The following is a 26,336-nucleotide window of genomic DNA, read 5'->3' as shown; positions in this document are numbered from 1 at the left end:
GCCGACGCGTACCCGGTCCACCAGCTCGGTTGGTTCCCGGACTTCCCGGACCCGGACAACTACCTGTCACCCTTCCTCGCTCCGTACGACACGGAGAAGAAGAAGAGCGGCAACTTCACCAACTCGCACTACAACGACGAGACGACCGAATTCGCCGACCCGGCGATGTCGAAACTTCTCGACGACCAGCGCACCGATGGTGACCAGGCATCGCGTGAGGCGACGCTTGCTGAGATCCAGACCCGCCTCGCGGACCTGGTTCCCTACCTGCCGCTGCTGACGGGCACCTCGGTGGCCGTGGCGGTGGACGGTGTGGACGGTGTCAAGGAAACCCTTGACGCTTCGTTCAAGTTCCGCTTCACCTCGCTGTCGAAGTGAACCATTGAGGAGGCGGGTCCGGCTCAGGCCGGACCCGCCTTCTCGTTTCTCACAACCACCAGCACCCGTATCTCCCCAAAAAGTAGGTTCCGATGACTACAGCAGAAATCATGGCCCCAACGGGCCCTCCCGAAGCTGAGCCGAGGCGCCGAGGCGGACTCAGTCCGCTCACCCGCTACCTGCTCGTACGCGCAGCACTCCTCATACCCACCGTGTGGGTGCTTGTCACGATGGTGTTCTTGCTGATGCGGGTCATCGGTGATCCGATCCAGGCTGCGCTCGGTGGGCGTCTCTCTCCTGAGCAGATCGCCGAGCGCAAGGCTGAAGCCGGACTGGACCGCCCCATCCTGACGCAGTACTGGGAGTACCTCTCCGGCCTGTTCCGCGGTGACTTCGGCACGACACTGACGGACAACCGCAAGGTGTCGACGATCCTCGTCGAGAACGGCGCGGCAACTCTCGAGCTCGCCTTCTGGTCCCTGCTCGTCGCCTTCGCGATCGGCATCCCGCTGGGACGGATCGCCGCGCGCTACCGCGACCGGTTCCCCGACGTGATGCTGCGACTCTTCGCGATCCTCGTGTACGCCGCGCCCGTCTTCTTCGTCGGCCTGCTGCTCAAGCTGGCCTTCTCCCCGTTCGGCTGGCCGTCGTCGGGTCGAGCCTCGATCAGCACTGAGCTGACGCTGCAGGACGTCGACCCGCAGACAAACATCATGATCGTCGATGCCTTCCTCTGGGGCGATCCCGCGATCATCGGCGACGTGCTCAAGCACGCCATGCTCCCCGCGATCGCGCTCGGCCTCCTCACCGGCGGTGTGTTCCTCCGGCTCGTACGCGTCAACCTGCTCCAGACCATGCGTATGGACTACGTCACCGCTGCACGTGCCCGCGGCGTCAGCGAGCGAAGGGTCCTCAACAAGCACGCGTTCCGCAATGCTCTGGTGCCGGTGGTCACCGTCATGGGACTGCAGATCGCCCTGCTGCTCGGCGGCGCGATCCTGACCGAGACGACCTTCGAGTGGAAGGGCCTCGGCTATCAGCTCGCTGAGTACCTCATCAAGCGCGACTTCCTCGCGGTCCAGGGCATCGTCACCCTCATCGCGATCATCGTTGGCGTGACCAGCTTCCTGATCGACGTCATCGTCGCGTTCGTCGACCCCCGAGTGAGGTTCTGACATGGCCGTCAACGCAAAGAAGTTTGTGCCCACAATCGTGCGTCAGTCTCACGGTCTGCAGCGCTTCATGCTGCTGCTGGGCTTCGCAATCATCGCGATCTTCCTGTTCGTCGCGGTCTTCGCTCCCTGGCTTGCGCCCTATGACTTCAACGCCGACCGCACCGCTGACGGCGTTGTGTTCGGAACCCAGCAGGCGCCGTCGGCGGCGCACTGGTTCGGTACGACGGTCGGCGGCACGGATGTCTTGTCACGCGTCATCTTCGGCACCCGTACGGCGGTTGAGGTCATCCTGCTCGCGGTGGTGCTGTCCGGCGTCATCGGCGTACCGCTCGGCCTGGTCTCCGGCTTCCTCGGCGGCTGGCTCGACCGGATCCTCGTCCTGATCATGGATGCGCTGTACGCGTTCCCGTCGCTGCTCCTCGCGATCGTCGTCGCGATCGTGCTCTCCGGAGGCAGCAGCAGCGCGTTCGGCGGCATCATGGCGGCGGCGATCTCGATCACCGTCGTGTTCATACCGCAGTACTTCCGCGTCATCCGCAATGCCACGATCGCGGTGAAGGTCGAGCCCTACGTCGACTCCGCGCGCGTGGTCGGCGTACGCACGCCGCGCATCCTGCGCAAGCACATCTTCTCCAACGTGTCGTCGTCGCTGCCGGTCATCGGCACACTCAACGCCTCCGAGGCGATCCTGACCCTCGCCGGTCTCGGCTTCCTCGGCTTCGGCATCGAGCCATCAGCCGCAGCCGAATGGGGCTACGACCTCAACAAGGCGATGCCCGATGCCTCCTCCGGCATCTGGTGGACCGGTGTGTTCCCAGGTCTCGCGATCGTGCTCATCGTGCTGGGCGCGACCTTGGTCGGTGAGAGCCTCAACGACATCCTCAACCCGCTGCTGCGCAACCGCGGTACTGACAGCACGTCGGCTGACGAAGCCGAGCTCGCCCACCAGTTCGAGGAGATCACCGGCGGCGAGGACGCGTCCGTCGAGATTCGTACGGCAGCCGTCGCCACGGATGCCAATCGTGTCGTGGCGCTCTCTCTGACCGATCTCGAAGTCACCTTCCAGACCGACGGCGGGCAAGTCCACGCCGTCAACGGGGTGAGCTTCGACGTCGCTCCCGGTGAGGTCGTTGCAGTTGTCGGCGAGTCCGGTTCGGGCAAGTCGGTGAGCTCGCGCGCGATCCTCGGACTTCTGCCCTCGACGGCAGAGGTCGGAGGCTCGGTCACCCTCGGCGATCGCGAGCTGCTCGGCATGTCCGCTGATCAGCTCCGCCCGATCCGCGGCGACCAGGTCTCGATGGTGTTCCAGGAGCCGTCGACTGCACTCAACCCGGTCTACACCGTCGGGTGGCAGATCATCGAGGGTCTGCAGGCGCACACCAAAATCTCCAAGAAGGACGCCCGCAAGCGCGCGGTCGAGCTGCTGGAGATGGTCGGCATGCCCGACCCGGAGCATCGCGTCGACTACTACCCCCACCAGCTGTCCGGTGGACAGAAGCAGCGCGTTGTCATCGCAATGGCGATCGCCTGCGAGCCTGACGTGATCATCGCCGACGAGCCGACCACCGCTCTCGACGTGACCGTCCAGGCCGCGATCCTCGAGCTGCTCCTCTCGCTGCGCGAGCGCCTCGGCACTGCGATCGTCCTCATCACGCACAACATGGGTGTCGTCGCCGACATGGCCGACCGGGTCGTCGTGATGTATCGCGGCAATGTGGTGGAGTCCGCGCCGTCGCGCGAGCTCTTTGCATCGCCGAAGCACCCCTACACGCGCGCGCTGCTCGATGCCGTGCCGCACCTCGGCCGCGAGAACGGTCCTGGTCTTGTTGACGCCAACGAGCTCGTGCTCAAAGTCGATGACCTCGTGGTCGAGTTCCCGGGCAGGTTCGGGCAGCCGACGTTCCGCGCCGTCGATCACGTGTCGCTCGAGGTCCGCAAGGGTGAAGTGCTCGGACTGGTGGGCGAGTCAGGGTCCGGCAAGTCGACGATCGGTCGTACGGCCGTCGGGCTGCAGCAGCCCACGTCCGGAACGATCGATGTGTCTGGCAACCGGATCTCCGGCCTGTCCGATCGTGAGCTGCGTCCATACCGGTCGCGGTTCGGGTTCGTCTTCCAGGATCCCGCCTCGTCACTCAACCCTCGTATGTCGATCGGTCAGTGCATCGCGGAGCCGCTCCACGTACAGACCGAGATGACGCAGAAGGAAGTCGACACGAAGGTGCGATCACTGCTCGAGAGTGTGGAGCTGGGCGGCTCGTACGCCGAGCGTTTCCCGCACGAGCTCTCCGGTGGTCAGCGCCAGCGCGTCAGCCTCGCGCGTGCGCTGTCGCTCGACCCTGACCTGCTGATTGCCGATGAACCAACGTCGGCACTCGACGTCTCCGTGCAGGCTCGCGTCCTTGAGCTGTTCACCGAGCTGCAGCACCGCCTGCAGTTCGCGTGCCTGTTCATCAGCCATGACCTTGCCGTTGTCGACACACTCGCGAACCGCGTAGCGGTGATGCAGGACGGCAAGCTGGTCGAGATCGGTCCGCGCGAACAGGTCCTGGGCAATCCGCAGGAGGACTACACCAAGCGACTTATCGCGGCCGTTCCCGTGCCTGATCCTGTGGAACAGCGTCGTCGTCGCGAAGAGCGAGGGCATCTCCTCACCGACATCTCCTGACGTGACCCGGATCCCTCCAGGTCGTTGATCTCTCCAGACCAACGCCTGGAGGATCCATGTCACGCACCCGACGACTCGCCACAGCCTTTGCCATGGTGGCTGCTGGCACCCTGACGGTGTCCTCCTTCGCAGCACCAGCTGAGGCGGCAAAGGCCAAGCCCAAGGTCTACAAGGAGTACGTCTCCCTCGGCGACTCGTGGACGGCCGACGTTGTTCTGCTGAACGCGCAGGGTTTGCCGGCCACCGAGTTCGCCCCGATCGACTGCGCGCAGTCCCGCGTCAACTACCCGCGGCTCGTCGCGAAGGCGCTCAACGTCAAGACGTTCCGAGATGCGTCGTGCGGATCGGCGACGACCAGGGACTTCACGCAGCCGCAGACCGGTCTCCCCATCGGCGGTACGAACCCGCCGCAGTTCGATCGACTGACCAAGACGACCGACCTCGTGACCGTCGGCATCGGTGGAAACGACGCCGGAGTTGCCTCGGCCGCGACCGGGTGCCTCAACCTGCTGCCCAACCTCGGCCTCGGACTGCCGTCCCCCCTCGGCGGATCCTGCAAGGACAAGCTCACCGCAGGTGGCAAGGACCAGCTGACCGCACAGATCAACGCCGCCGAGCCCAAGGTCGTCGCGGCGCTCAAGGCGATCCGCAAGAAGTCGCCCAAGGCCCGCATCCTGGCGGTCAACTACCTCGCCGCCGTGCCCACGACCGGCTGCTACCCGTACGTACAGGCTGACAACGCCGACATCGCGTACCTGTACGTGAAGTTCAACGAGCTCAACGCGATGGTCAAGCGCGCCGCGGCCAAGGGTGGCGCCGAGCTCGTCGACACGTACACGCCGACGATCGGCCACGATGTCTGTCAGCTGCCGCACATTCGGTATGTCGAGGGCGTCATCCCGCTGTCACTCAACGCTCCCGCGGTGAGCATCCCGCTGCACCCCAACTCAGCCGGCGCAGCCGCCCAAGCCGAGGCCGTTCTCGCGCAGATCAAGAGGTAGCCGGTCGCCTCCTCGCGTGTGACGATTGCTCAACGGGGTACACGTCGGGCGAAGGAGTGGTCAGCGTGAAGAAGCTTTCGGTTCTTGTCATCGGTGCGGCCGGGTACGTCCTCGGCTCGCGCGCCGGTCGCGAGCGGTACGAGCAGATCAAGCGCCAGGCGACGAAGGCTTGGAACAAGCCCGTCGTCCAGGACGCGGCGGACACGGTCGAACAGGCAGTCAAGAGCACCGCGTCAGATGTGGGCTCCAAGATTGCCGACGCGGCGAGCGACGCCGGCTCGAAGGTCGTCCACAAGGTCAAGGGCGACAAGGAACCCGAGGCGGCGCCAGGTTCGGGTGGAGCGACGTTCTAGGTAGCGACCGGCTCAGCGCACGCCCATCCGGCCGTCGTGATCATGGAAGGATTCATGCTCGTGAGGGCTGTTGAATCCCACCGTCGCATGCGTCAGAACGCGGAAGCGCGGGCCGATCTGTGGTTCATCGAACGGAAGTCCGTCGTACGACTGATAGACCTGCCAGCCCACACAGTTGGCGATCTCTCCCGCCAAGAAAAGTGTGCGCACGTGACCCAGGTGCGCCAGCAGTAGTTCGCTGTTGGACGACTTGAGCGCCACGATGGCGCGTTCGTCGCCGAAGAAGTCGATCTCGATCGTCGCCGTCGCCACGATCTGTTCGATCGCCGGCGTGCTGTAGAGGGTGTCGCCGTAGAGGAAGCAGATCTCATCCGTGATGAGCTCTGGGACGAAGCGATCGAGCTCTATCTCATTCACCTTCGGCGTGTGCCTCCGCGCCCCTTCGGTTTCGTACAGCGGGTTGCTTGCCGAGATCACGATCTCCGCGCCCGGATCCAACGAGGAAACCTGTCGTACGATCCGGCGCAGGAGAGTCTCGCCATCGAACTCGATGAGGTGCTTCGGGACACCCGAGTGGCCGCCCCACCGGGTTCCTCGCCCGTTGGCCATGATGACGTAGCGCATGACTAGCGGATCACCCCGTGCTCACGGTAGAAGTCGCCCAGCTCTCCGTTGCGCTGTGGTCCCCAGATCTGGATGATGTTCACGCCCGACGACGTGTTGGCCTCGATCACACACGGCCCCTCTTCTGAGACGAGGATGTCCCAGGCGATGAACTGCAGGTAGGGCACCGCCTCGACTGCATCGAGCACCTGCCGTTTGACCTCGTCCCACATGGGCACGTTCGCTCCGCGGATCAGCACTCCCGAATCCGGATGCTCGGTGAACACGTCCTTTGACCACAGGGTGCGGGCTTCGCTGAGCGTGCCAGATTCGAGGTCGATGCGGGCAACGAGGCCACCCCTGCTGCCGTTGTCGACCGGGATGGATGCGGACGTGCCCACCCTCAGCACGGCGAAGAAGATCTCCACCGCACCGTCAGGCCGTCGCATCGTGATCAGCCGGATCGTGTTGCTGGTCGGTTCGTGGATCCTCGCCAGCTCGTGATGTTGCTCAATGGTCTCGGAGAGGAACCAGCCGTCCTCATCTTCGAGCAGCTGGACGAGCTGGTCCTCAGAGGCTGGCGACCGATCTATCCAGAACGACTTGCCCTTCATGTCCAACCGCCGAACTCCCACGCCCTTGCCGGCGGCAATGGGCTTCATGAACACAGACCCGACCTGGCGCAGCGCGGGGATGGTGTCGTGAACCGAGCTGACCGGCAACGTCTCGCCGTGCGCCACCAGCCGACCCTTGTTCTTGATGAAGAGGATCCTTGGCACGAAGACGTGGTGCTGAAGGATCTCGTTGCAGACGATCTTGTTGTTGAGCATTGCGTCGAACGGCTCGTTGATCCACCGGGATCGGTACCAGTCGAACTCCGAGAGGTACTCACGCTTCGACCGACGGCTCAAGTCGTACAGCGCGTATTGGTCGCCGATGAATCCACCGCGCACCGCGTAGCGGATCCGGGTCGGCAACGGGACGCCGAAGCGATTGGGCGCCAGCAGGATGCGAGTCACCCAGAGGTAGACGAGCTTGGCTTTGCGGACACTCGTTCTGATCAGCGGATGCACAGTTCACCCACTTCGACGATGTGGTCGACGAGATCGGTCGTCGAGTGACCGGGATCGTCGAACAGGAACTTCTCCTTGTACTGACGCAGCGTTTCCACCGGGTAGTCATCGGCCAACGCCATACGAAGCTCGGCTGGTGTCCGGAACACGCAACCGGGCATCTCGAGGTCAAGGTCGATGTTCACCCCATTGCTCTCGAAGTAGTGGTCGTAGTCGTACAGGAAGTAGTAGGTCTTGACATCGATCAGCGCCGCTTCGAGAGCGATCGACGAGTAGTCGGTGATCACATAATCAGCGACGGTGAGCATCTGTGTGCCCGTGAATTCCGGACAAACGTGGTGCTTCTCAGGCGGCAAGAGCAGGCTGTCGGTTTCGTGTTTCTTGATCACGAGATTGAAGCGGTCCAGGTCGATGGCGCTGGCGAGCTTCAAGGCCCCCGACGCGCTCTCCGCTCTGCGGAATGTCGGCACGTACAGAACGATGGGTTTGGTCATCAGCTCCGGATATGTCTCGGCGATCCGCGTGGCGATCCGTTCCTTCTCGTGAATGAGATAGTCCGCGCGCGGCAGGCCGATGTTCAGCAGTTGATCGGGTACGACACCGAAGGCTGCGCAGTAGTGCGAGTTCCAGATCGGCCCACCAGCGACCACGTAGTCATAGCCGTCGTGCATACGCATGCCCTGAGCGACATGCTCGGCCCACCCCTGTCCACGCCCGACCGTCTGCCTGCCGGACTGCTTGATCTTCCCGATGGAATGCCAGATCTGGTAGACGACCAGCGATCTTCGATGGGTCAGCATCGACACGGCGGGCCAGTACGAGTCCAGGACGCAGACCTTTGAGGTGGCGAGGTGATAGAGGCTCTTGAGCAGCACAGGAAGGAACGCGAACGTCTCTCGCCGGTCGCCCTTGACGAACTTGGATATGACGGCGACCTTCACCTCGGGGTCCCGCCGCTGGAGCTCTTCGATGATCAACCGGAAGTCGAGCGGCAACCGATCCATCCGCCGGCCGAGGAAGACAACCTTGCGCTCGTCAACCCGGGTCACCAGCTTGATGGCCCCGTAGACCGTCGCCAGCAAGAGGCGCACCGTGGCGATCCGGAGCCCGCTCATCGCATCCCCTTTTTGGCAGCGAGACGAAAGAGAACGAACGCCTGGTGTCATACCGGTAGCGCTGCTTCTTCTGGTCAAGCTTGTGGAACAGGTAGTCGATCGTCGCCGGTGTCAGCCGATCAATGCGCGGGAAGTCCGGAAAGCGATTGATCTCTGGGAGTTTGAAGCCATCGACGGTGATCGCAACATCGAAGCCAAGGTACTCCAATTGTGAGAAGCTATCGGCCATTCGCAGGATCTGCGCCTTGACGTCCTCCCAGTTCGGGACGACGCCCTCGATCAGCACATCGGTGTCAGGATGCCGCGGACAAGCCACCACACGCCCGCGCACAAGAGCCTGTGCGTTTCCGAAACGTCCGCTCTCCACGTCGATCTCTGCGAGCATTCCGCCCGCAGCGGTGTTGTCGACGTAGCCAGACGCTGAGGACCCGATACGCAGATAGGCATTGCCGAGCTCCGGAGTGGTCCCGTCCTTCTTGAACACGATCATCCGGATCGTGTTCACGGACTTCGGGTAGATCTCAGCGATCGTCGGATGCATCTCGATGTACTCGGTGATCAGGTACTGGTTCTTCGGATCCTCCAGGAGGTCGATCACCGCCTGCTCGCCAGCCTTGTCGCCGTTGAGTGAGTATCCGTCGCCGTCCCAGTCCAGCCGGAAGAATCCTTCGCCGTGCGATCCGTCGTCGGGTTTGAGTGCGAGAGTGCCCTCCTGCCGGGCGAGGCGGAGAACATCTCCGTACTCAGCGCCGTAGCCCTCGGGGCAGTCCATCATCGGGACGACGTGATTGCGACCGTGACTTCGCGCCGTATAGAAGTAGTAGGCCGGAAGATACTCGTTGAAGTCCGACGCAACGTACTTGATGCTCACCTTGTCTTCGAGCCAGAACTTGTAGCGCTCGTTGATGTGACGGAGCCAGCGGTACTCGAAGTCCGAGATGAACTGGTGCCGGTTCTGAGCCGTGATGCCGTACTGCGGAATCCGGTAGGACAGGTAGCCGTTCCGGTAGGCCCAGATCTTCGTCCTGAGCGCCACGCCGTTGCGACTCACCAGGTCTCGCCACACGTCGCCCGGCCAGCGAACCGACTGATACGCGAGTAGTCCCTTGGGGAAGAACGCGGCGGCGTACTCGCGGCGGATCTTGAGCTTGGCGTTGTGCAGCCCTCGCGCGACGCGCGCCCGCAGGCGAAACGCCGTCGACTTCTTCTCTTCGAGAGTGTCCTGGAGGTAGGCGACCAGCCGGGACGAAAATGGGAACTCCCGGTTGTAATGCGGGGTTGCGGCCACGCGTTGGATACGCCATTGCCCTTCGCTCACGGCGAGCGTGAATTGCACCAGCCGCAACTGAGGGGCAAACGCCCCCATCTCCTTCAGCACTTCGACGATGTCGTGCCAGGCAGGCACCACTCCGGCGAAAGGTTCACCTGTCGAAGGATTCTTGGCGAACTGCTGCACGCGCCTCTGGACCACGGCTCGTGCACCTTCATAGGCGCCGCTCTCGGTATCGATCCGGCTGAGGTACCGCACCCGTACGTCCTCAGCCTCGAGCGGAACCACGCCTTCAGCGACCACAAAGGCGTCGGCCACCGACGGTCGCGTGCCGTCGGCATTGAGCATGGTGACGTCGACACGCAGGTTGGCGGCGGCAGAGTCCAAGTCGCGCAACTTCAGCAGCACGAACGACTGGCGCCTCGCGACAGAGCTGAGCAGTTCGTGGAACTCTCCGGGCGCGCATTCAATGCCGTCGACCAGGAACTTCGAACCATCGTGCGCGATGTCAGCCCTGCCGGATGATTGCCAGGACGTCGGCGCAAGAACCAGGTTCCCGCTGGTCGCGATCAGCTCGGCGATCCCGCTCAGCGTGACACCCATGCGACGCGCCTCGGTCGAGATCGGCACGATGTGCAGCTCACCCCCGCGCCGAAAGAGCTGATAGTGGACGGTGTCGAAGCGGTCCTGGAATGGCGCAAAGACCATCAGCGCCGAGACCCGATTGCGGATCCATTTGGCGTACTTGCCGTTGAGTGGCCGGGCATAGAGGTAGTCCCGGATCGAGATGAACTCAGACCGGTTCTCTTCAGTCACTCCGAAGTCCGCCAGTACCGTCGGCGTGAATCCCCAAGCATGAGCGCGGTTGATCTCACGCGATGAGAACCCCTGACGGTCACTCTTGTCACGCTCGGTGTGCCATACCCACGAGCGTGCTGCCCGCCCGGTGAACCCGTACGCGCGCAACGCAAACGCTTTGAATCTGCGCTTCAGGTGCCCGACCCGATGTCGTGTCCGCTTGGCAAAGGATCCGTGGTCTGCGCGGTCCCTTCGCTGATGCTCCCGAGCGAAGTGCAGGTCACTCAGGAACACCGCCGCCTTCTCATCGAAGAGTCGCGCACCCGGATACGACGGTTTGGCATCGATATCAACCACCATGAACTGCCCATCGTCACCAAGCACCACATCGACGGCAATGAAGGTGAAGGAGGCCCGTGAGGTGGTGAAGATCCTCTCCACGGCGGCAATCACGGCCTCAAGCCCACGATTCTCGTCGACTGAGCCCCACCGGGAGGTCTCGTCCAGGTCGAGAACTTCTGCATCGAGAACCCGTACGTGCCCGTCGTCATGGCGCCCGACGAACAAGCGCAGAAGTGACCCGGGGGTCGGATCCTCCGGGCAGTCTGTGAGCAGCCAGCGTCTTGGCCCATCGCGCTCAAGCAACGTGAGCCGCAGCTGCTCGGGAGTCACCGGTTCGCCGTCTAACGTGTATCCCTCGCCAGTCCAGGCAATCAGACTTCCCGGACCGCGACCCCACGCAAGCGTGACGAAACGTACGGCTTCGCGCTGACGTAAGAGCTCGAGCAACCACGCCACGTCGCGGACTTCTCGCTCACCATCGAGTGGGGCGAACACCAGCTCATCCTCAAGCCGAGTGACGATCGCAATCGGCTGATCCATCCGCTCTGCAAGACCACGCACGGTGCGAGCGGCGACGATGCGGTTTGACAGCCACGACGCGCGCTCGTTCAGGGGATGGAGAGAGTGGTTCAGGGGATGGAGAGAGTGATAGTCCCGCTGGGAGATCGACGGCAGCTGGCCGGATCCTGCTCTGCCCATCAGTCCGTAGACCGACGAAGTGAAACCCTCACGGTGAGCACGACGCAGCGAGCGGAACCGTGTCTCCGGTTCAAGCCAATCGCGATAGATCTCGCGAACCCACCGCCGAGCTGCAGCCTCGGTGAAGCCTTGCGAGATGAGGGGACGAGCCAGTACGCCGACCACAACGCGCTTGCTCATGCTCGCGAGACTGCGCAACGTCTTCCCTGACTAGTCTGCCGAAAACCTGGTTCATCCTAGCGGGATGCTCAGAAGCTCTGGCGTCGTAACCAATCCGCTTGATCGGCGGCGATGACAGCCGGATCGTTGCCGTGGAACGGTTCGAAATGCGCGATGCCGTAGCGATGCAGCTCAGCGTGGGGAGCCTCGCGAGCCAGCTTCTCGATGGCCTTGCCCGAGACGGTGATGTCCCGCTCGCCCAGGCCAACCCACACCGGCATAGCCATCCGCTTCGCTTTGGTGACGGGTCGATGTGTCGCGATGGTGGCGAACGCACCCGGTGAGGCCTCGTTGATCCATTCGCTGCTCGCACAGGCCGCGAATCCTGCGGCCTCTCCGGTGAAGGCCATCGCGGCCATCTCGCCGGGCTCGCCGGTTGCCTTAATCGTGTTGGGCGAGCCGAGACGATCTCTGATGGCGCGTCCCATGACGCGCGTCGCAACCCACGGTGTGCGTCGAGTAGTCCCGATCACTCGCGCCCTGCCGTCGAGGAACGGACACAGCAGGATCAGTCCTGCGATACGCGGATCGTTCGCCGCGACGTTGACCGACGTTCCCCCGGCAAACGAGTAGCCCCAGAGGACGATCTTCTTCGGGTCGATCCCGTCGAGCCCGCGCGCGTACGCGATCGCGGCGCGATAGTCGTCGGACTGCTCCTTCACCCGGATCCGCTGTCGGGGTTCGCCGCCGGAGTCGCCCAGATAGCGATGGTCAAAGACCAGAACCGTCGCGCCGGCGCTGTTGAGCGCTTCGGCGTACGTATGCAGTCCGTCATGTCGCGTCAGCGAGAACCCGTGCGCCATCACGACGCAGACCTCACCACCGCGGTAGAGCCAGGCGGCAATCTCGTCGCCACCGGACAGGAACGTGACATCCTCGCGAGTCATGCGTGTGAGGCTATCTCGACTGATCAGTTGGCCCCGTCGGGTGCTCCCACACCGCGACGGGGCCTGCGCCGGCTCATCTCGTTCCACGGAGCGAACCGGAACACTTCATAACCTCTAAGACAGCTGACTTCGTGATGCATAACGCGGTCCACCGAACATTTGCAGAATTCGATGTGGCCGGGCGATGTGCAGGTGCCGATGCCGGGGTGTCATCGGCAGAGGTCATCGATGAGCGATGCAGCCTCAGCCGGCTCGTCAGGCAACCGTTCGATCCAAACCCGGGTTGAACGGAAATGGCCCCGGAGTCGCCCATCGATTCGCTTGGCCAGTCGTGACGCCTCGTCCTGCGGAACCAAGACAGCGCAGCGCCGCGACATGAGCCGTGCCACGATCGCATCAATGGTCACCTCTCGGGCCACGACAGCGGCGACTTCTGACAGGTTGACCAACTCGAACAAGCCACCAGGGACGGATGCCGTGTCGATCGAACTCATCCTTGATCCGGTCTGGACTATGACCAACGCCCAAGCGCCAAACCTAGGGGTGCGAGTCAGGCTGACCACCAGCGTCTGAAGGTGCTGCGCCGTGGCAAGGCCTGTTAGCGGATCGGTACACGTCAACCTCGCGTACCTGCCGAGGGCGGCCTCAGACCACGCCAACGCCAACGCCCGCACCAGGGTGAGGTCGGCAGACGGCAGACGACTTGCAGCGCGAGCCAGGTCAACATCGTCCAGCAGCACCTGCAAGCTATCGCCATCGAGCGCATACGAACTGCCCACGTCCCGGACGGCGTCAGCAGTGTCGCCGTCGCCCGTCCATGCGGCACACAGACTGGCCATCCTCAGTGGCACTGCCTGACCGTGCACGGCATTGTCCGACGCGGCGAGACCAGGATCTTCGTCAAACACCTCGTGCTCCCTCCCAAGGCTCGACGCGGGCGGCCTACATCCGTGTAGACAACTCGCGCGGCGATCCATGACGCATGGATCGGCGACTCTTGGCGAAATAGTGCGCGGGGTCCCCGTCATCGTGCGCGCCTAAGGTTGTCTTTCTTGGGAGAGGACATCATGCACATTGACGACGAAGTCACCGACGCGGAGCTCATCACGCGCTACCGCGCGGGCGATGACACGGCCGCGTCTGTGCTGTTCGCCCGACACCACGATCCAGCCGTACGTTTCGCGGCCAAGCTCGCGGGGCGCAACTCTGCCGACGACCTCGCGGCAGAGGCATTCAGTCAGGTCCTCGCAGCGCTCCGGAACGGGCGGGGGCCCGACGTTGCATTCCGCGCCTACCTGATCACATCAGTGCGCAACGCCTATATCAACTCCAGCAAGCGCGACGGGCGGCTCACGTGGGTCGACGACCACGAAAGCACCAGCAGCCTGACAACGACCGCTGACGAGACCGCATTGCGTTCCGAGTCGACGCTGCTGGCACAGGCTTTCGCGACACTTCCTGAACGTTGGCAGACCGTCTTGTGGCACACCAGCGTTGAGAACGACTCGACCGCCGAGGTCGGGCGTCTGCTCGGCATCTCCCCGTCTGCAGTGGCCGCGCTCGCATATCGAGCCCGTGAAGGGCTACGCCAGGCCTACCTGTCAGCCCACATCGCAGCGACCGACGATCCCTCCTGTCAGGAGGTCCGCGAGAGCCTCCCGGCGTACTCCCGTGACCGCCTCGCTACTCGCGACACGCGGGCGATCGAGCAGCACCTGGACGACTGTTCCGCCTGTGCGGCGGTGCTCGCCGACTTGCGCGGCATCACCAGCGATCTGCCGGCGCTGCTCATACCGGCTCTCCTCGGCACCTCCGGCCTGGCGATCCAAGGGCACCGCCCTCGCAAGAAGAGCCGGCAGCAAGCGCGCAGCAACCCAAGCGGACCTAACCTGCGCAGCAACGCCGGACGTGGTTTCGGAGGCCGTACCGGCGTCACTGCCCGGTCGCTGGTGAGCACTGGAACTGCTCGCGCAATCGTCGTCGGCACTGCCGTCGCTGCGGTATGCGTCATCGCTGTCGTGGTGACGAACGGTTCGAACGCGCCTGATGGAGTGACCGCGCCAGCGGCGGCTCTCGGCGGCGGCGCAACTCTGACGCTGGTCGAGCAGCCCGACCCGCCTACTCTCCCCCCAACCGAGGAGGAAGTGCCTGCCCCGGTCGCGCCGTTCATCGAGCCCCCGACGTCGGCGCGAGCGCCCAATCCGCCGCCTGAGCCCGAACCCGAACCAGAGGGCACGACCTACGACCTGGTCCTTGCCCTGGCGAACGTCAACGACCTAGGGAACGACATGAGCTTCGACCTCGACGTGTCTTCCCCCGACGCCACTTCGACACTCGTCATCGACATCACCACCGCCGGTGAGTGGAACTTCGCCGACCCCCCACCAGCCGGCGCAGACTGCTCGGCACCATCGGGTATAACCCCCGTACAGATCACCTGCATCTTCACCCCACCCTTTACGGGAACGATCGGGTTCCTGCTCCTCGACACCGGCGGAACGAAAGCCTTCGCGGGCTCACTCACCGCCGCCGACAACACCGATCCGACGCCCGGAGACGCCGTCGTTTCCTACAGCTCGCCGTGACATGACGGCACCCACGAATCCCTAAGGCAGGTCGTAGTTCATGACGAATCAGTTGGTGGAGCACCTGGCAACGCTCAACAACCGCCTTGAGCGCTGGCTCGCGACCATGGACCCGGCTGATCGAATCGACGCTCTCTCCGACGTTCACGACGGCGTCACAAGCCTCGTCCAACTCGTCAAGCGGGTGCGCCACGACACTTTGACCGAACTCGTAGAGACCCATGGCTTGACGCAGGTCAGCCGAGCCTTGGGCGTCCCCGAGGAACGAATGATGCGCCTCCTGGGTGACTCGTTCCCCCCATAGGCGGGCTAGATCGCGAGGATTGACCTGACGGTCGAAGACCTAGGATGCCAGCTCACCTTGGGACGACCGAGGGGCCGGAGCCTCGGAGATCCCGCCCCCTAGTCAAGATCGCCTGGACTGACGCCTCCGGCGTGATCGCAAGCGATAGGTGGTGGGGCCCGATTCGAGTCCCCTCGGGCGGAACAAGGATCAAACCCCACCACCCACAACGACGAACCCCACCAGCCGGCGAACCGGGTGGTGGGGTTTGATCCTTGTGGAGCCTAGGAGATCCCTTGTTCGGACCACATGGATCGGCGCCTTCGGCGCGAAGTGCACATGGTCGGTGATGGGGCCCGACTCGAGTCACTCGCTTGGATTCACAGAAGCAAAGGGCCCCCGCTCGGGCCGCTTCGCGGCGTTGGGCGGGGGCCTTTTTCTTCTGTGGAGCCTAGGAGACTCGAACTCCTGACATCTGCCTTGCAAAGGCAGCGCTCTACCAACTGAGCTAAGGCCCCGTGAGGGTGGAATTTAGTTGTCAGACCTTGTCGCTCGCGGCGGCCCAGTGGTCGATCGCGGGTGACTTCTTCGACTGGCCGATGGCCCAGAACACGCCTGCTGCGGCGAGCCCGAGGGCTATGAACTTCTTCATCATGACCTTCCGTCGAGTGGGCGTACGAGGACTTGAACCTCGGACCTCATCCTTATCAGGGATGCGCTCTAACCAAGCTGAGCTATACGCCCGCAACAGCGGTGAACATTACCGCACCGCCATGCTCCAGCCCAAAACGGGTGGAGTCAGTTCTCTTCGCTGAACGTGACCTCGACGCCACCAAGAACCTGCGCCGCGAGGTTGTAGAGGTGAGCACCGATCGTGGCGAGTGCAGTCATCAGCACCACGTTGATCGCAGACAAGACCAGGGTCAGGCCAATCAGGCGCCCGAAGCCGAGATAGTCCGTGATGTCGAAGCTCGAAGAATCATCGCTGAGCACCGACGTCACTGCTTCGTTGACCTGGTCCCAGACGCCCGCAATGTTGAGGACAACCCAGAAGATCGTCATCGCAACAACGCCAACGATCATCATCGCCACCGAGACAGCGAACGCGATGCGCGCGACCGACCACGGCTCGATGTGATTGAGGCGAAGGCTCGCCTGTCGAGTGGACGGGGCGTACGGGGCGGGTGTCGCTTCGGTAGCCATTGGCTCCTCCTTGACAGCCGGGATGACTGAGGTGGTCGCGGGCGACGGAGTCGTCGTACGCGCGTAGTCGGCCGCGGTCAACGGCCGAGTCGGCGGCACCGGTTCGATTCGTCGAGGCTTCTCGGCCTTGGTGGGAGCGATCTTTGCTTCGGCGGTCGCAATCTCTCGGGCCCGGCCCTTGTCGGTTTCGGCCGGTACAACGGTTGGCGCTGGACTCTGCTTGAGCCCGGGCTTCTTCTTGGCCGTGGGGGTACCTCCCGCGGACGAAGTCCGTGGGGGATTTGTCACAGGTTTGGGAAGGTGTGGAATGGCTTGCGACGTGGCAGCATCCCCCGCACCAGAACCCGGGACCGAGTCTGACTCGTGCTGTTCGTCGTTCACTCGGTCTGCTCCTCGTCAGTCGACGGTTCCTCCGATGAGGTCTCGTCCGACGGAAGCTCAGCGTTGCGTGCAATGGTCACGACGCGGTCATCCCCCTTGAACTTGACGAAACTCACCCCCATGGTGTCACGTCCCTTGACAGGCACTCCCGCAACGAGGCTTCGGGTGACCTGTCCGCCGGCCGTGACACTGATGACGTCGTCGCTGTCCTTGAGCACCAGACCGCCAACGAGCTCACCACGAGAGTCGGTGATCTGCATGGCCTTGATGCCCAGTCCGCCACGTCCCTGCTGCCGGTATGCGTCGATGCGCGTCTTCTTGGCAAAGCCGCCATCGGTCACCGTGAAGACGTACAGCTGGTCCTCTTCAGGGACTTCGTCCTGGTCCGCGTGCTCCTGACGGATCACGGTCATCGAGAGCATTGCGTCGCCGTCGCGGAACTTCATACCGGTGACACCCGAGGTCGCACGACCCATGGGGCGCAACTGCTCGTCGTCGGCTTTGAAGCGAATCGACTGAGCCTTGCGCGAGATGAGCAGCAGGTCGTCCTCGGGGTTGACCAACTCGGCGCCGATCAGCTCGTCGTCATCCTCACGGAAGTTGATGGCGATGACGCCGGCCTGACGCGGGCTGTTGTAGTCGATCAGTCGGGTCTTCTTGACCAGACCGCGGCGAGTGGCGAGCACGAGGTACGGCGCGGACTCGTAGTCACGGATCGCTAAGACCTGCGCGATCTCCTCGTCGGGCTGGAACGACAGCAGCCCGGCGACGTGTCCGCCCTTGGCATCGCGACCAGCCTCGGGAAGCTGATAAGCCTTCGCCCGATAGACGCGACCAGCCGTGGTGAAGAACAGGATCCAGTGGTGGCTGGTGGTCGAGAACATGTGGTTGACCATGTCGTCGCCACGCAATGCGGCACCGCGTACGCCCTTGCCGCCGCGGTTCTGCACCCGGTAGAGGTCGGTCTTGGTGCGCTTGGCGTAGCCGCCCTTGGTGATCGTGACGACAACTTCCTCGTCCGGGATGAGGTCCTCGTCCGACAGGTCGCCATCCGCGGGGATGATCTGCGAGCGGCGAGGAGTGCCGAACTTGTCGACGATCGCGGCAAGCTCTTCGGAGACGATCGAACGCTGGCGTTCGGGCTTGGCGAGGATGTCCTTGAAGTCGGCGATCTTCTCCTCGAGAGCGGCCAACTCGTCCATGATCTTCTGGCGCTCAAGGGCCGCGAGACGCCGCAGCTGCATCTCGAGGATTGCACTGGCCTGGAGCTCGTCGATCTTGAGCAGCTTGATGAGTCCGGCTTGCGCTTCGGGAACGGTCGGGCTGCGACGAATGAGTGCGATGACCTCGTCGAGGGCATCGAGCGCCTTCGCGAGACCGCGGAAGATGTGTGCGCGTGCCTCAGCTTCGTCGAGGCGGTACTGGGTGCGGCGCTGAATGACTTCGATCTGGTGGTTGATCCAGTGGCTGACGAACTGATCGAGCGTCAACGTGCGAGGTACGTCGTCAACCAGGGCCAACATGTTGGCGCTGAAGTTGGTCTGCAGCTCGGTGTGCTTGTAGAGGTTGTTGAGCACGACCCGCGCGACCGCGTCCTTGCGGATCTCGATCACGATGCGGCGACCGACGCGCGATGACGTCTCGTCGCGCAGGTCGGAGATGCCCTGGATGCGACCGGTGTTGACCAGCTCGGCGATCTTGCGCATCAGGTTGTCGGGGTTGACTTGATAAGGCAGGCCCGTGACGACCAGCTGGATCCTGCCCTTGGTGTCTTCTTCGATCGACACGATGGCGCGCATCATGACCGAGCCGCGGCCGGTGAGGTACATGTCTTCGATGCCCTTGGTGCCGACGATCAACGCATCAGACGGGAAGTCGGGGCCCTTGATCCGCTCGAGCAATGCCGCGAGAAGTCCTTCCTTGCTGGCCTTGGGGTTGGCGAGCGCCCACTGGGCACCTTCGGCAACTTCGACCAGGTTGTGCGGCGGGATGTTGGTCGCCATGCCAACCGCGATGCCGGCCGAGCCGTTGACCAGAAGGTTGGGGATGCGGGCCGGCAGGACCGTTGGCTCCTGCGAACGGCCGTCGTAGTTGGGACGGAAGTCAACGGTGTTCTCGTTGATGTCGCGCACCATCTCCATCGCGATGGGAGCGAGGCGGCACTCGGTGTATCGCATGGCGGCAGCGCCATCGTCGCCCGGCGAACCGAAGTTGCCCTGGCCGTCGATCATCGGTGCGCGCATGACCCACGGCTGAGCGAGACGTACGAGGGTGTCGTAGATCGCGGTGTCGCCGTGTGGGTGGTACTGGCCCATCACGTCACCCACGATGCGCGAGCACTTGGAGAACCCGCGATCGGGTCGGTAGCCGCCGTCGAACATCGCGTAGAGAACGCGGCGATGCACCGGCTTGAGACCATCGCGTACGTCGGGCAGGGCCCGCGACACGATCACGCTCATGGCGTAGTCGATGTACGAGCGCTGCATCTCGTCCTGCAGCTCAACGCCTTCGATGCGGTCGTGCTCGGGAGGGGTCGTTTCAGTCACGGTCTATCCCTTAGATGTCGAGGAAACGTACGTCTTTGGCGTTGCGCTGGATGAAGGCCCGTCGTTGCTCGACGTCCTCACCCATCAGGATCGTGAACATCTCATCGGCCATTGCCGCGTCCTCGAGCGTCACCTGTCGCAGGATGCGGTTGGCCGGGTCCATCGTGGTGTCCCACAGCTCGCTGTCGTTCATCTCGCCGAGACCCTTGTAGCGCTGCATCTGCTGGCCGACCTCCTTGGGGAGGCGCTTGCCCTCCGCTGCACCGGCCTCGAGCAGGGCATCACGCTCGCGATCGGTGTAGGCCAGCTCGTCGGGGGAGTTCGTCCACTTGATCTTGTAGAGCGGCGGCTGCGCGAGGTAGACGTGGCCAGCATCGATCAGCGGCTTCATGAACCGGAACAGCAAGGTCAGCAGCAATGTGGAGATGTGCTGGCCGTCGACGTCGGCATCAGCCATCAGCACGATCTTGTGATAGCGCAGCTTGGCCATGTCGAAGTCCTCGTGCACGCCAGTGCCGAGCGCCGAGATGATCGCCTGAACCTCAGCGTTCTGGAGGATCTTGTCGATGCGGGCCTTCTCGACGTTCAGGATCTTGCCGCGCAACGGGAGGATCGCCTGCGTACGCGGATCGCGGCCACCCTTCGCGGAACCACCGGCCGAGTTGCCCTCGACGATGAAGACTTCGCACTCTTCGGGATCACGCGACGAGCAGTCGGCAAGCTTGCCGGGGAGCCCGCCGCCGCCGAGCAAGCCCTTGCGGTTGCGGGCCAGGTCACGAGCCTTGCGGGCAGCCATACGAGCGGTCGCCGCATCGATCGACTTGCGGACGATCGTCTTGCCCTCGGCTGGGTGCTGCTCGAACCACGCACCGAGCTCGTCGTTGAGGACGGACTGTACGTAGGACTTCGCCTCACTGTTGCCGAGCTTGGTCTTGGTCTGACCTTCGAACTGAGGCTCCTCGAGCTTGATCGAGACGATCGCCGTCAGGCCTTCACGAATGTCCTCGCCCGACAGGTTGTCGGTCGCCTTCTTGATCAGGCCCTGCGTCGTAGCGAACTTGTTGACCGTCGTGGTCAGTGCCGCACGGAAACCTTCTTCGTGCGTGCCGCCCTCGTGGGTGTTGATCGTGTTGGCGAAGGTGTGGACCGATTCGATGAAGCTGTCGTTCCACTGCATCGCGATCTCGAGCGACAATCCCTTGCTCTCGTCCTCAGCCTCGAGCGCAATGATGTCGCGGTGGATCGGTGACTTGCTTCCGACGTTGATGTGCTCGACGTAGTCGACGAGGCCTTTGTCGTAGCGGAACCTTGCGTCGCGCTCAATCTCGTCAGAGGTCTCGTCGTCGCTCTCGTGCTCGCGATCGTCGCGGAGCACGAGCTCGAGTCCCTTGTTGAGGAACGCCATCTCGCGGAAGCGCGTCTTGAGCGTGTCGTAGCTGTAGTCGAGAGAGTCGAAGATTTCGGCGCTGGCGTAGAACGTCGTCGTGGTGCCGGTTTCCTTGGTCTTCTCGTGACGCTCCAGCGGTGCATCCGGCTCGCCGTATGTGAACGACTGGGTCCAGCGGTAACCGTCACGCTTGACCTCGACATGGAGCTTGGTCGACAGCGCGTTGACGACGGAGACGCCGACACCGTGCAGACCACCCGACACCTTGTAGCCGCCGCCGCCGAACTTGCCGCCTGCGTGGAGCGACGTCAGCACCAGGGTGACGGCGGGCATCTTCTCGATCGGGTGCTCGTCGACGGGGATGCCGCGACCATCGTCGTCGACCCGGATGCCGCCGTCGGGCTGCATCGTGACCTTGATGTGGCTGGCATAGCCCGCGAGTGCCTCATCGACCGAGTTGTCGACGACTTCGTAGACCAGGTGGTGCAGTCCGCGCTCACCGGTGGAGCCGATGTACATGCCGGGACGCTTGCGTACGGCCTCCAGTCCTTCGAGAACCTGGATGTTGCTGGCGTCATATGTTGCTTCAGGATCTGGAGTTTGGCTCACCTAACCAGTATACGGGCCCTTTACGGGCCTCCCAGCTTCTACCCACACGTTTCGGGAGTGGATTCTTGGAGCCCACGTACCCCTCAGAGCCACAGAAGGGCGTCTGTGACGACGCCGGAGGTCCCCATCTGAGCCCGGATAGGGCGGTGATGCTGAAAATGCCGTCATGGTTTGGATCCTGGACCTCGCGGATTGGTCGCTGGGAACCATCAGGCATCGTTGAGGCATGTCGATTGTCGCCACCCGTCGTGACACCACAGCCGCGGCTGTGGCGACGGCGCTCGCATCGGTCGGCGCGCTCGCTCTGCTCGTACGCTTCGCGCTCAATTCTGACCGCGGCCAACAGTGGGATGACTCCGCGATGCGGACGGTGATCGCCGGTCGCGACGCTCAGCTGACCCTCCTCAGCGTCCTCGGCTATGTGTCGATCGGCGCGATCCTGGCCGTGGCGCTGGCCTGCGCCGTGGTCGCATTGCTGCGAGGTCAGCCGCGTATCGGTGCTGCCGCCGCGGCCGTGCTGGTCGGCGCGAATCTGACGACCCAGATCTTGAAGGAGAGCGTGCTCGAGCGACCGGACCTTGGTCTCGGCACTCTCAACAGCCTGCCCAGCGGTCACACGACTGTCGTCGCAAGCGCTGTCGGAGCAGCGTTGCTGGTCGCGCCCGGAGTGCTGCGCCCCGCGGTCGCGCTCGTCGGCGGATTCGCCACGACGCTCACCGGTGCCTCAACTGTCGTCGCCGGCTGGCACCGTCCGGCCGACGTCGTGGCGGCGCTCGCGATCAGTCTGCTGTGGACCGCCGCGGTTGCCGCCGTCGTCCATGGCCCGCGACATCCGGTGAGGGGGACGTTCGTCAGCGCTGCGGTCGGCTGCGTCAGTGGTCTCGCATTCCTGGTGGCGGTCGGCGTACGTCCGGCGTACGGCTGGGTCGGCTTCACCCAGGCAGCACTCGTTCTTGGCGCCGTGACCGCCGTGACCGCCGTCTTCGTGGCAGCTGCCGCAGCAGTATCGCCCTCCGAGTGATTCAGCCGTAAGTGTCTCTCGGACCCCTCGCACCCTTCACAGAGCGCAGGCCCTTCTTCCACGACGGTGCCTGGGGACCGCGTACGACGATACGTAGCACCGAGCCGTCACCGAATTCTTCGTTGAGCTTGGCCACGATGCGCGGTGCGAGCATCCGGAGCTGAGTCGCCCACGCGGTGGAGTCGGTGCGCACTTCGACCTCCCCGTCCTCGAAGGCGATCACCTCGGAATGTTGCGCCACCTCGGCGCCGACGATCTTTGGCCAGTCGGTGAACACCCGTTGGGACGCGAGCTTTTCGGTCCAACCCTGGTTCTCGACGAGCTCACCGAGCACATCACCCAATGCGCTCGGCTCATCACGGTTGGGTCTGGCCGGCTTCGCTGGGCGCGATTTCCGCTTGGGAGTCTGACCGGTCGGCTTGGCACCGCGATAACTGTTGGCGATCTCGCGGGCGAGGCGCAGGGCATCCGGCTCTTCGGGTTCAGTCACGGACAACCTCCCCTCCAGCGACACGGAACCGGTGACCCTTGAGTGCGTCCGGTACGTCCTCCGCAACGGCACCGGTGACCAGGACCTGCTCGGCATCGCCGACGAGCTCAGCCAACTGCTGTCGACGGCCCTGGTCGAGCTCGGCGAACACGTCGTCGAGGATCAGCACCGGATCGTCGTCATCCTTGCGCAGCAGCTCGAACGACGCCAGCCTCAGCGCCAGGGCCAGCGACCAGGACTCGCCGTGGCTCGAGTAGCCCTTGGCCGGGAGTGATCCGATGATCAGCGTGACGTCATCGCGATGCGGACCGACCAGGCTGATGCCCCGGTCGATCTCGTCGCCGCGGCGGCGGGCGACCTCTTCGAGGAGCGCGTCATGGATCGCCGCCGCGTCTCGCAAGTCGGCCGCCAGCTCCAGCGATGGCTTGTATGTCGCTGTGATCTCACGACGGTCCGGCGCAGCTTCGGCCGCGACTCGTACGTAAGCCTCACCGAGGAAGGGGTCGAGCTCGTCCAGCAGCTTGAGTCGTTCGGCGACGAGCTCGGCACCGGTACGCGCGAGGTTCTCGTCCCAGATGTCGAGGGTCGAGAGATCCGCATCGCGGCGTCGGCCCGCCGACTTGAGCAGGGTGTTGCGCTGCTTGAGGACGCGCTCGTAGTCCGACCGAACACCGGCGAGACGCGGGGTACGCAGGACAAGGAGTGAGTCGAGAAATTTTCTGCGATCCGAGGGATCTCCCTTGACCAGGTCGAGGTCATCAGGCGAGAACATCACGGTGCGCAGGACGCCGACGAGGTCTCGCGTACGGGGCAGCGCCCCGCGGTTGATGCGCGCACGATTGGCCTTGCCCGGGGTGATCTCAAGCTCGAGCAGCGCCGTGCGGTCGCCCTTGACCACGTCGGCTCGGATCACCGCCTGGTCGGCACCGGCCTTGACGAGTGGGGTGTCGCTTGCGACACGATGTGACTCGAGGCGGGAGAGGTAGTCGATGGCTTCGACGAGATTGGTCTTGCCCTGCCCGTTGGCGCCGATGAACGCCGTCGCGCCGGGTTCGAGGTCCATCTCGACAGCGGCGTACGACCGGAAGTCGTGCAAGGACAGCCGGGCAACGTGCATGCGAGCTAGGCGTCCTTGGGGTCGTGCCCTGCTTCGGCGGCGGCCTGCACCGCGTGCCCGCCGAACTGTTGACGCATGGCCGCGACGGCCTGCATCGCCGGCGACTCGTCCTGGCGGGATGAGAATCGCGCGAACAGAGATGCGGCGATGGTGTGGACCGGGACGGCGTTGTCGATCGCAGCCTCCACAGTCCACCGACCCTCGCCGGAGTCCTCGGCGTAGCCGCGAATTTTTGAGAGCCCCGGGTCGTCTTCGAGAGCTGTCACCAGCAGGTCGAGCAACCATGAACGCACGACAGTGCCCTGACGCCAGGAATCGAACACCGCGGTGACGTTGTCGACGACGTCGACCTTCTCGAGGAGCTCGTATCCCTCGGCGTAGGCCTGCATCATGGCGTACTCGATGCCGTTGTGAACCATCTTGGAGAAGTGGCCTGCTCCGACGCGACCCGCGTGAACGAAACCGGAGTCGCCTTCGGGCTTGAGTGCGTCGAACACCGGCTGAACCTTGGCGATATCTGCCTTGTCGCCGCCCGCCATGAGCGCGTAACCGTTTTCGAGACCCCAGATGCCGCCGCTGACACCGCAGTCGATGTAGCCGATGCCCTTTTCGGTGGCGAGAGCAGCGTGGACCTCGTCATCGGTCCAGCGTGAGTTGCCACCGTCGATGATGACGTCGCCCTTGTCGAGGAGCTCGATCAGCTCGGTGACGGTGGCGCGGGTGATGTCGCCGGCCGGCACCATGACCCACACGACCTTGGGTGACGGCAGCTTCTCGACCATCTCGGCTAGCGACGCGACGTCACTGACCTCGGGATTGCGGTCGTATCCCACGACGCCGACGCTGCCGTTGCGCAGGCGGGTGCGCATGTTGCCACCCATCTTGCCGAGTCCGACGAGTCCGATTTCCATGGCCGAAGCCTCCAAAGTTCAGTGCTGTGAGGTTCAGTTCTGCAAACGTACGGGCATGATCAAGTAGCGGAAAGCGGCGTCCGGATCGGCGCCGATCTCCTGGACGCCCGAGATCGCCGCAGGCTTGGTGTGCTGAGTGAACGAAAGGTGCACGACCGGATCGGACATGACCGCGAGCCCTTCGAGCAGGTAGTTCGGGTTGAAGCCGATCGAGATGTCCGCACCGTTGATGGTGGCTTCGAGCGACTCAGACGCCTGGGCTTCTTCACCGCTCCCGGCCTCAAGGAGAAGCTGTCCGTCCGAGAAGCTCAGCCGTACGGGGGTGTTGCGCTCGGCAACCAGAGCCACGCGCTTGACCGAGTCGACGAACTGCTGGGTGTCGACATAGGCGACCGTCTCGGGTGCAGCCGCGAAAAGCTGACGTACGCGGGGGAAGTCACCTTCGAGGAGGCGGGTCGTCGTACGACGTGTGCCATTGCCGACGACACCTTCGAATCCGATGAGTCCGTCGCCCGCGTCACCCGACGAGACAGCGATTGTGATGTCGCCGCCAGCGGTCAACGCCCGCGCGGTCTCGCCAAGAACACGTGCAGGAACCAACGCCTGAGCAGAGATATCAGCCTTTTCGGGGTACCACTGCAGATCGCGAAGGCTGGCACGGAATCGATCAGTGGCCATCAGTGAGATGGTCGAGCCCTCGAGCTCGAGGCGTACGCCGGTCAGCAGCGGGAGCATCTCGTCGCGACCAGCCGCAGCACTCGCCTGGGCGACCGCGGTGGCGAAGTCGTCAGCCTTGATCGTGCCCGACGCTGTGGGCATTTCGGGCAGCTGTGGATATTCCTCGACCGGCATGGTCTGCAGGCTGAAGCGAGCGTTGCCGCAGACGACCTGGACCTTTGTGCCGTCGAGGGCGACCTCGACAGGCTTTGGTGGCAGGGACTTCACGATTTCGGCGAGGAGGCGACCCGACACCAGAGCGCGGCCGTCAGCCGAGACCTCAGCGGGCAGAGTCGCGCGTGTCGATGTCTCGTAGTCGAATCCCGAAAGTGTGAGTCCGTCGGCGGCCGTTTCGATGAGCAGGCCGGCCAGCACGGGGACGCTTGGACGGTTGGGCAAGCTGCGCGCCGTCCATGCGACGGCGTCCGCGAGTGTGTCGCGGTCGATGCGGAACTTCACGTGGTGGGGCCTTTCCGAAGACGGGAGCCGTGGGGATGAATCCTGCCAC

At 63.9% G+C, this 26,336-nt stretch carries 20 protein-coding genes, 2 tRNA genes and 1 pseudogene; 8 read left to right on the top strand and 15 right to left on the bottom strand.

The window, feature by feature from the left end; all coding sequences use genetic code 11:
• From V6M39_RS16475 to V6M39_RS16455, 5 genes and pseudogenes are all read left to right on the top strand, one after another.
• Positions 1 to 378 (top strand): annotated as a pseudogene (locus V6M39_RS16475) (ABC transporter substrate-binding protein); the annotation flags it as partial.
• Positions 379 to 470: 92 nt separating this feature from the next.
• A complete protein-coding gene (locus V6M39_RS16470; RefSeq protein WP_332644901.1) occupies positions 471 to 1,553 on the top strand; it encodes an ABC transporter permease in 1,083 nt (360 codons plus the stop codon).
• Between the two features lies 1 nt (position 1,554).
• A complete protein-coding gene (locus tag V6M39_RS16465) occupies positions 1,555 to 4,218 on the top strand; it encodes a dipeptide ABC transporter ATP-binding protein (protein WP_332644900.1) in 2,664 nt (887 codons plus the stop codon).
• Positions 4,219 to 4,274: 56 nt separating this feature from the next.
• On the top strand, positions 4,275 to 5,219 hold the full coding sequence (locus V6M39_RS16460) for an SGNH/GDSL hydrolase family protein (RefSeq protein WP_332644899.1): 945 nt from the start codon (positions 4,275 to 4,277) through the stop codon (positions 5,217 to 5,219).
• Positions 5,220 to 5,284: 65 nt separating this feature from the next.
• On the top strand, positions 5,285 to 5,572 hold the full coding sequence (locus V6M39_RS16455; RefSeq protein ID WP_332644898.1) for a hypothetical protein: 288 nt from the start codon (positions 5,285 to 5,287) through the stop codon (positions 5,570 to 5,572).
• A gap of 12 nt (positions 5,573 to 5,584) precedes the next feature.
• Here V6M39_RS16455 and V6M39_RS16450 read toward each other — a convergent pair whose 3' ends face one another.
• The 6 genes from V6M39_RS16450 to V6M39_RS16425 form a co-directional block, all read right to left on the bottom strand.
• Positions 5,585 to 6,196: a nucleotidyltransferase family protein gene (locus V6M39_RS16450; protein WP_332644897.1), complete on the bottom strand. Its 612-nt coding sequence runs from the start codon at positions 6,194 to 6,196 to the stop codon at positions 5,585 to 5,587.
• 2 nt (positions 6,197 to 6,198) lie between these two features.
• The gene (locus V6M39_RS16445) at positions 6,199 to 7,248 is read right to left on the bottom strand and encodes a sugar-transfer associated ATP-grasp domain-containing protein (RefSeq protein WP_332644896.1); all 1,050 of its coding nucleotides are present in this window, start codon (positions 7,246 to 7,248) and stop codon (positions 6,199 to 6,201) included.
• Positions 7,236 to 8,363, bottom strand: a complete 1,128-nt coding sequence (locus V6M39_RS16440) for a CDP-glycerol glycerophosphotransferase family protein (RefSeq protein WP_332644895.1) — start codon at positions 8,361 to 8,363, stop codon at positions 7,236 to 7,238. The genes V6M39_RS16445 and V6M39_RS16440 overlap by 13 nt, the downstream gene beginning before the upstream one ends.
• Positions 8,284 to 11,652, bottom strand: a complete 3,369-nt coding sequence (locus V6M39_RS16435; protein WP_332644894.1) for a sugar-transfer associated ATP-grasp domain-containing protein — start codon at positions 11,650 to 11,652, stop codon at positions 8,284 to 8,286. The genes V6M39_RS16440 and V6M39_RS16435 overlap by 80 nt, the downstream gene beginning before the upstream one ends.
• A gap of 68 nt (positions 11,653 to 11,720) precedes the next feature.
• Positions 11,721 to 12,578: an alpha/beta hydrolase gene (locus tag V6M39_RS16430; RefSeq protein ID WP_332644893.1), complete on the bottom strand. Its 858-nt coding sequence runs from the start codon at positions 12,576 to 12,578 to the stop codon at positions 11,721 to 11,723.
• Positions 12,579 to 12,787: 209 nt separating this feature from the next.
• Complete coding sequence (locus V6M39_RS16425; RefSeq protein WP_332644892.1) at positions 12,788 to 13,486, bottom strand: hypothetical protein; 699 nt, start codon at positions 13,484 to 13,486, stop codon at positions 12,788 to 12,790.
• A 159-nt stretch (positions 13,487 to 13,645) separates the two neighbouring features.
• Between V6M39_RS16425 and V6M39_RS16420 the strand changes: the two genes are divergently transcribed.
• Together V6M39_RS16420 and V6M39_RS16415 are read left to right on the top strand one after the other, a co-directional pair.
• Positions 13,646 to 15,163, top strand: coding sequence for a sigma-70 family RNA polymerase sigma factor (locus V6M39_RS16420; RefSeq protein ID WP_332644891.1), 1,518 nt, complete (start codon positions 13,646 to 13,648; stop codon positions 15,161 to 15,163).
• Between the two features lie 40 nt (positions 15,164 to 15,203).
• On the top strand, positions 15,204 to 15,467 hold the full coding sequence (locus V6M39_RS16415) for a hypothetical protein (RefSeq protein WP_332644890.1): 264 nt from the start codon (positions 15,204 to 15,206) through the stop codon (positions 15,465 to 15,467).
• Between the two features lie 424 nt (positions 15,468 to 15,891).
• Here V6M39_RS16415 and V6M39_RS16410 read toward each other — a convergent pair.
• From V6M39_RS16410 to gyrB, 5 genes are all read right to left on the bottom strand, one after another.
• A tRNA-Ala gene (locus tag V6M39_RS16410) sits at positions 15,892 to 15,964 on the bottom strand.
• 151 nt (positions 15,965 to 16,115) lie between these two features.
• Positions 16,116 to 16,190 (bottom strand) — tRNA-Ile (locus tag V6M39_RS16405).
• A 54-nt stretch (positions 16,191 to 16,244) separates the two neighbouring features.
• A complete protein-coding gene (locus tag V6M39_RS16400) occupies positions 16,245 to 17,030 on the bottom strand; it encodes a DUF3566 domain-containing protein (RefSeq protein WP_332644889.1) in 786 nt (261 codons plus the stop codon).
• Complete coding sequence (gene gyrA, locus V6M39_RS16395) at positions 17,027 to 19,576, bottom strand: DNA gyrase subunit A (RefSeq protein WP_442880825.1); 2,550 nt, start codon at positions 19,574 to 19,576, stop codon at positions 17,027 to 17,029. The genes V6M39_RS16400 and gyrA overlap by 4 nt, the downstream gene beginning before the upstream one ends.
• Before the next feature lie 10 nt (positions 19,577 to 19,586).
• The gene (gyrB, locus tag V6M39_RS16390; RefSeq protein WP_332644888.1) at positions 19,587 to 21,572 is read right to left on the bottom strand and encodes a DNA topoisomerase (ATP-hydrolyzing) subunit B; all 1,986 of its coding nucleotides are present in this window, start codon (positions 21,570 to 21,572) and stop codon (positions 19,587 to 19,589) included.
• 226 nt (positions 21,573 to 21,798) lie between these two features.
• Between gyrB and V6M39_RS16385 the strand changes: the two genes are divergently transcribed.
• Entirely contained in the window at positions 21,799 to 22,593 is a 795-nt protein-coding gene (locus tag V6M39_RS16385; RefSeq protein ID WP_332644887.1) for a phosphatase PAP2 family protein, read from the top strand.
• Between the two features lies 1 nt (position 22,594).
• Here V6M39_RS16385 and V6M39_RS16380 read toward each other — a convergent pair whose 3' ends face one another.
• The 4 genes from V6M39_RS16380 to dnaN are packed head-to-tail and all read right to left on the bottom strand — an operon-like array spanning position 22,595 to position 26,287.
• A complete protein-coding gene (locus V6M39_RS16380) occupies positions 22,595 to 23,083 on the bottom strand; it encodes a DUF721 domain-containing protein (protein WP_332644886.1) in 489 nt (162 codons plus the stop codon).
• A complete protein-coding gene (recF, locus tag V6M39_RS16375) occupies positions 23,076 to 24,200 on the bottom strand; it encodes a DNA replication/repair protein RecF (protein WP_332644885.1) in 1,125 nt (374 codons plus the stop codon). Before recF ends, V6M39_RS16380 begins: the two co-directional genes overlap by 8 nt.
• A gap of 5 nt (positions 24,201 to 24,205) precedes the next feature.
• A complete protein-coding gene (gene gnd / locus V6M39_RS16370) occupies positions 24,206 to 25,111 on the bottom strand; it encodes a phosphogluconate dehydrogenase (NAD(+)-dependent, decarboxylating) (protein WP_332644884.1) in 906 nt (301 codons plus the stop codon).
• Between the two features lie 33 nt (positions 25,112 to 25,144).
• Entirely contained in the window at positions 25,145 to 26,287 is a 1,143-nt protein-coding gene (dnaN, locus tag V6M39_RS16365) for a DNA polymerase III subunit beta (protein WP_332644883.1), read from the bottom strand.
• Positions 26,288 to 26,336 lie beyond the last annotated feature (49 nt).

This window comes from Aeromicrobium sp. (genome assembly GCF_036675695.1).
Taxonomy (GTDB): Bacteria; Actinomycetota; Actinomycetes; order Propionibacteriales; family Nocardioidaceae; genus Aeromicrobium.
The sequence above is the reverse complement of the archived record's forward strand: the minus strand, read 5'-3'. Positions and strand labels throughout refer to the sequence as shown.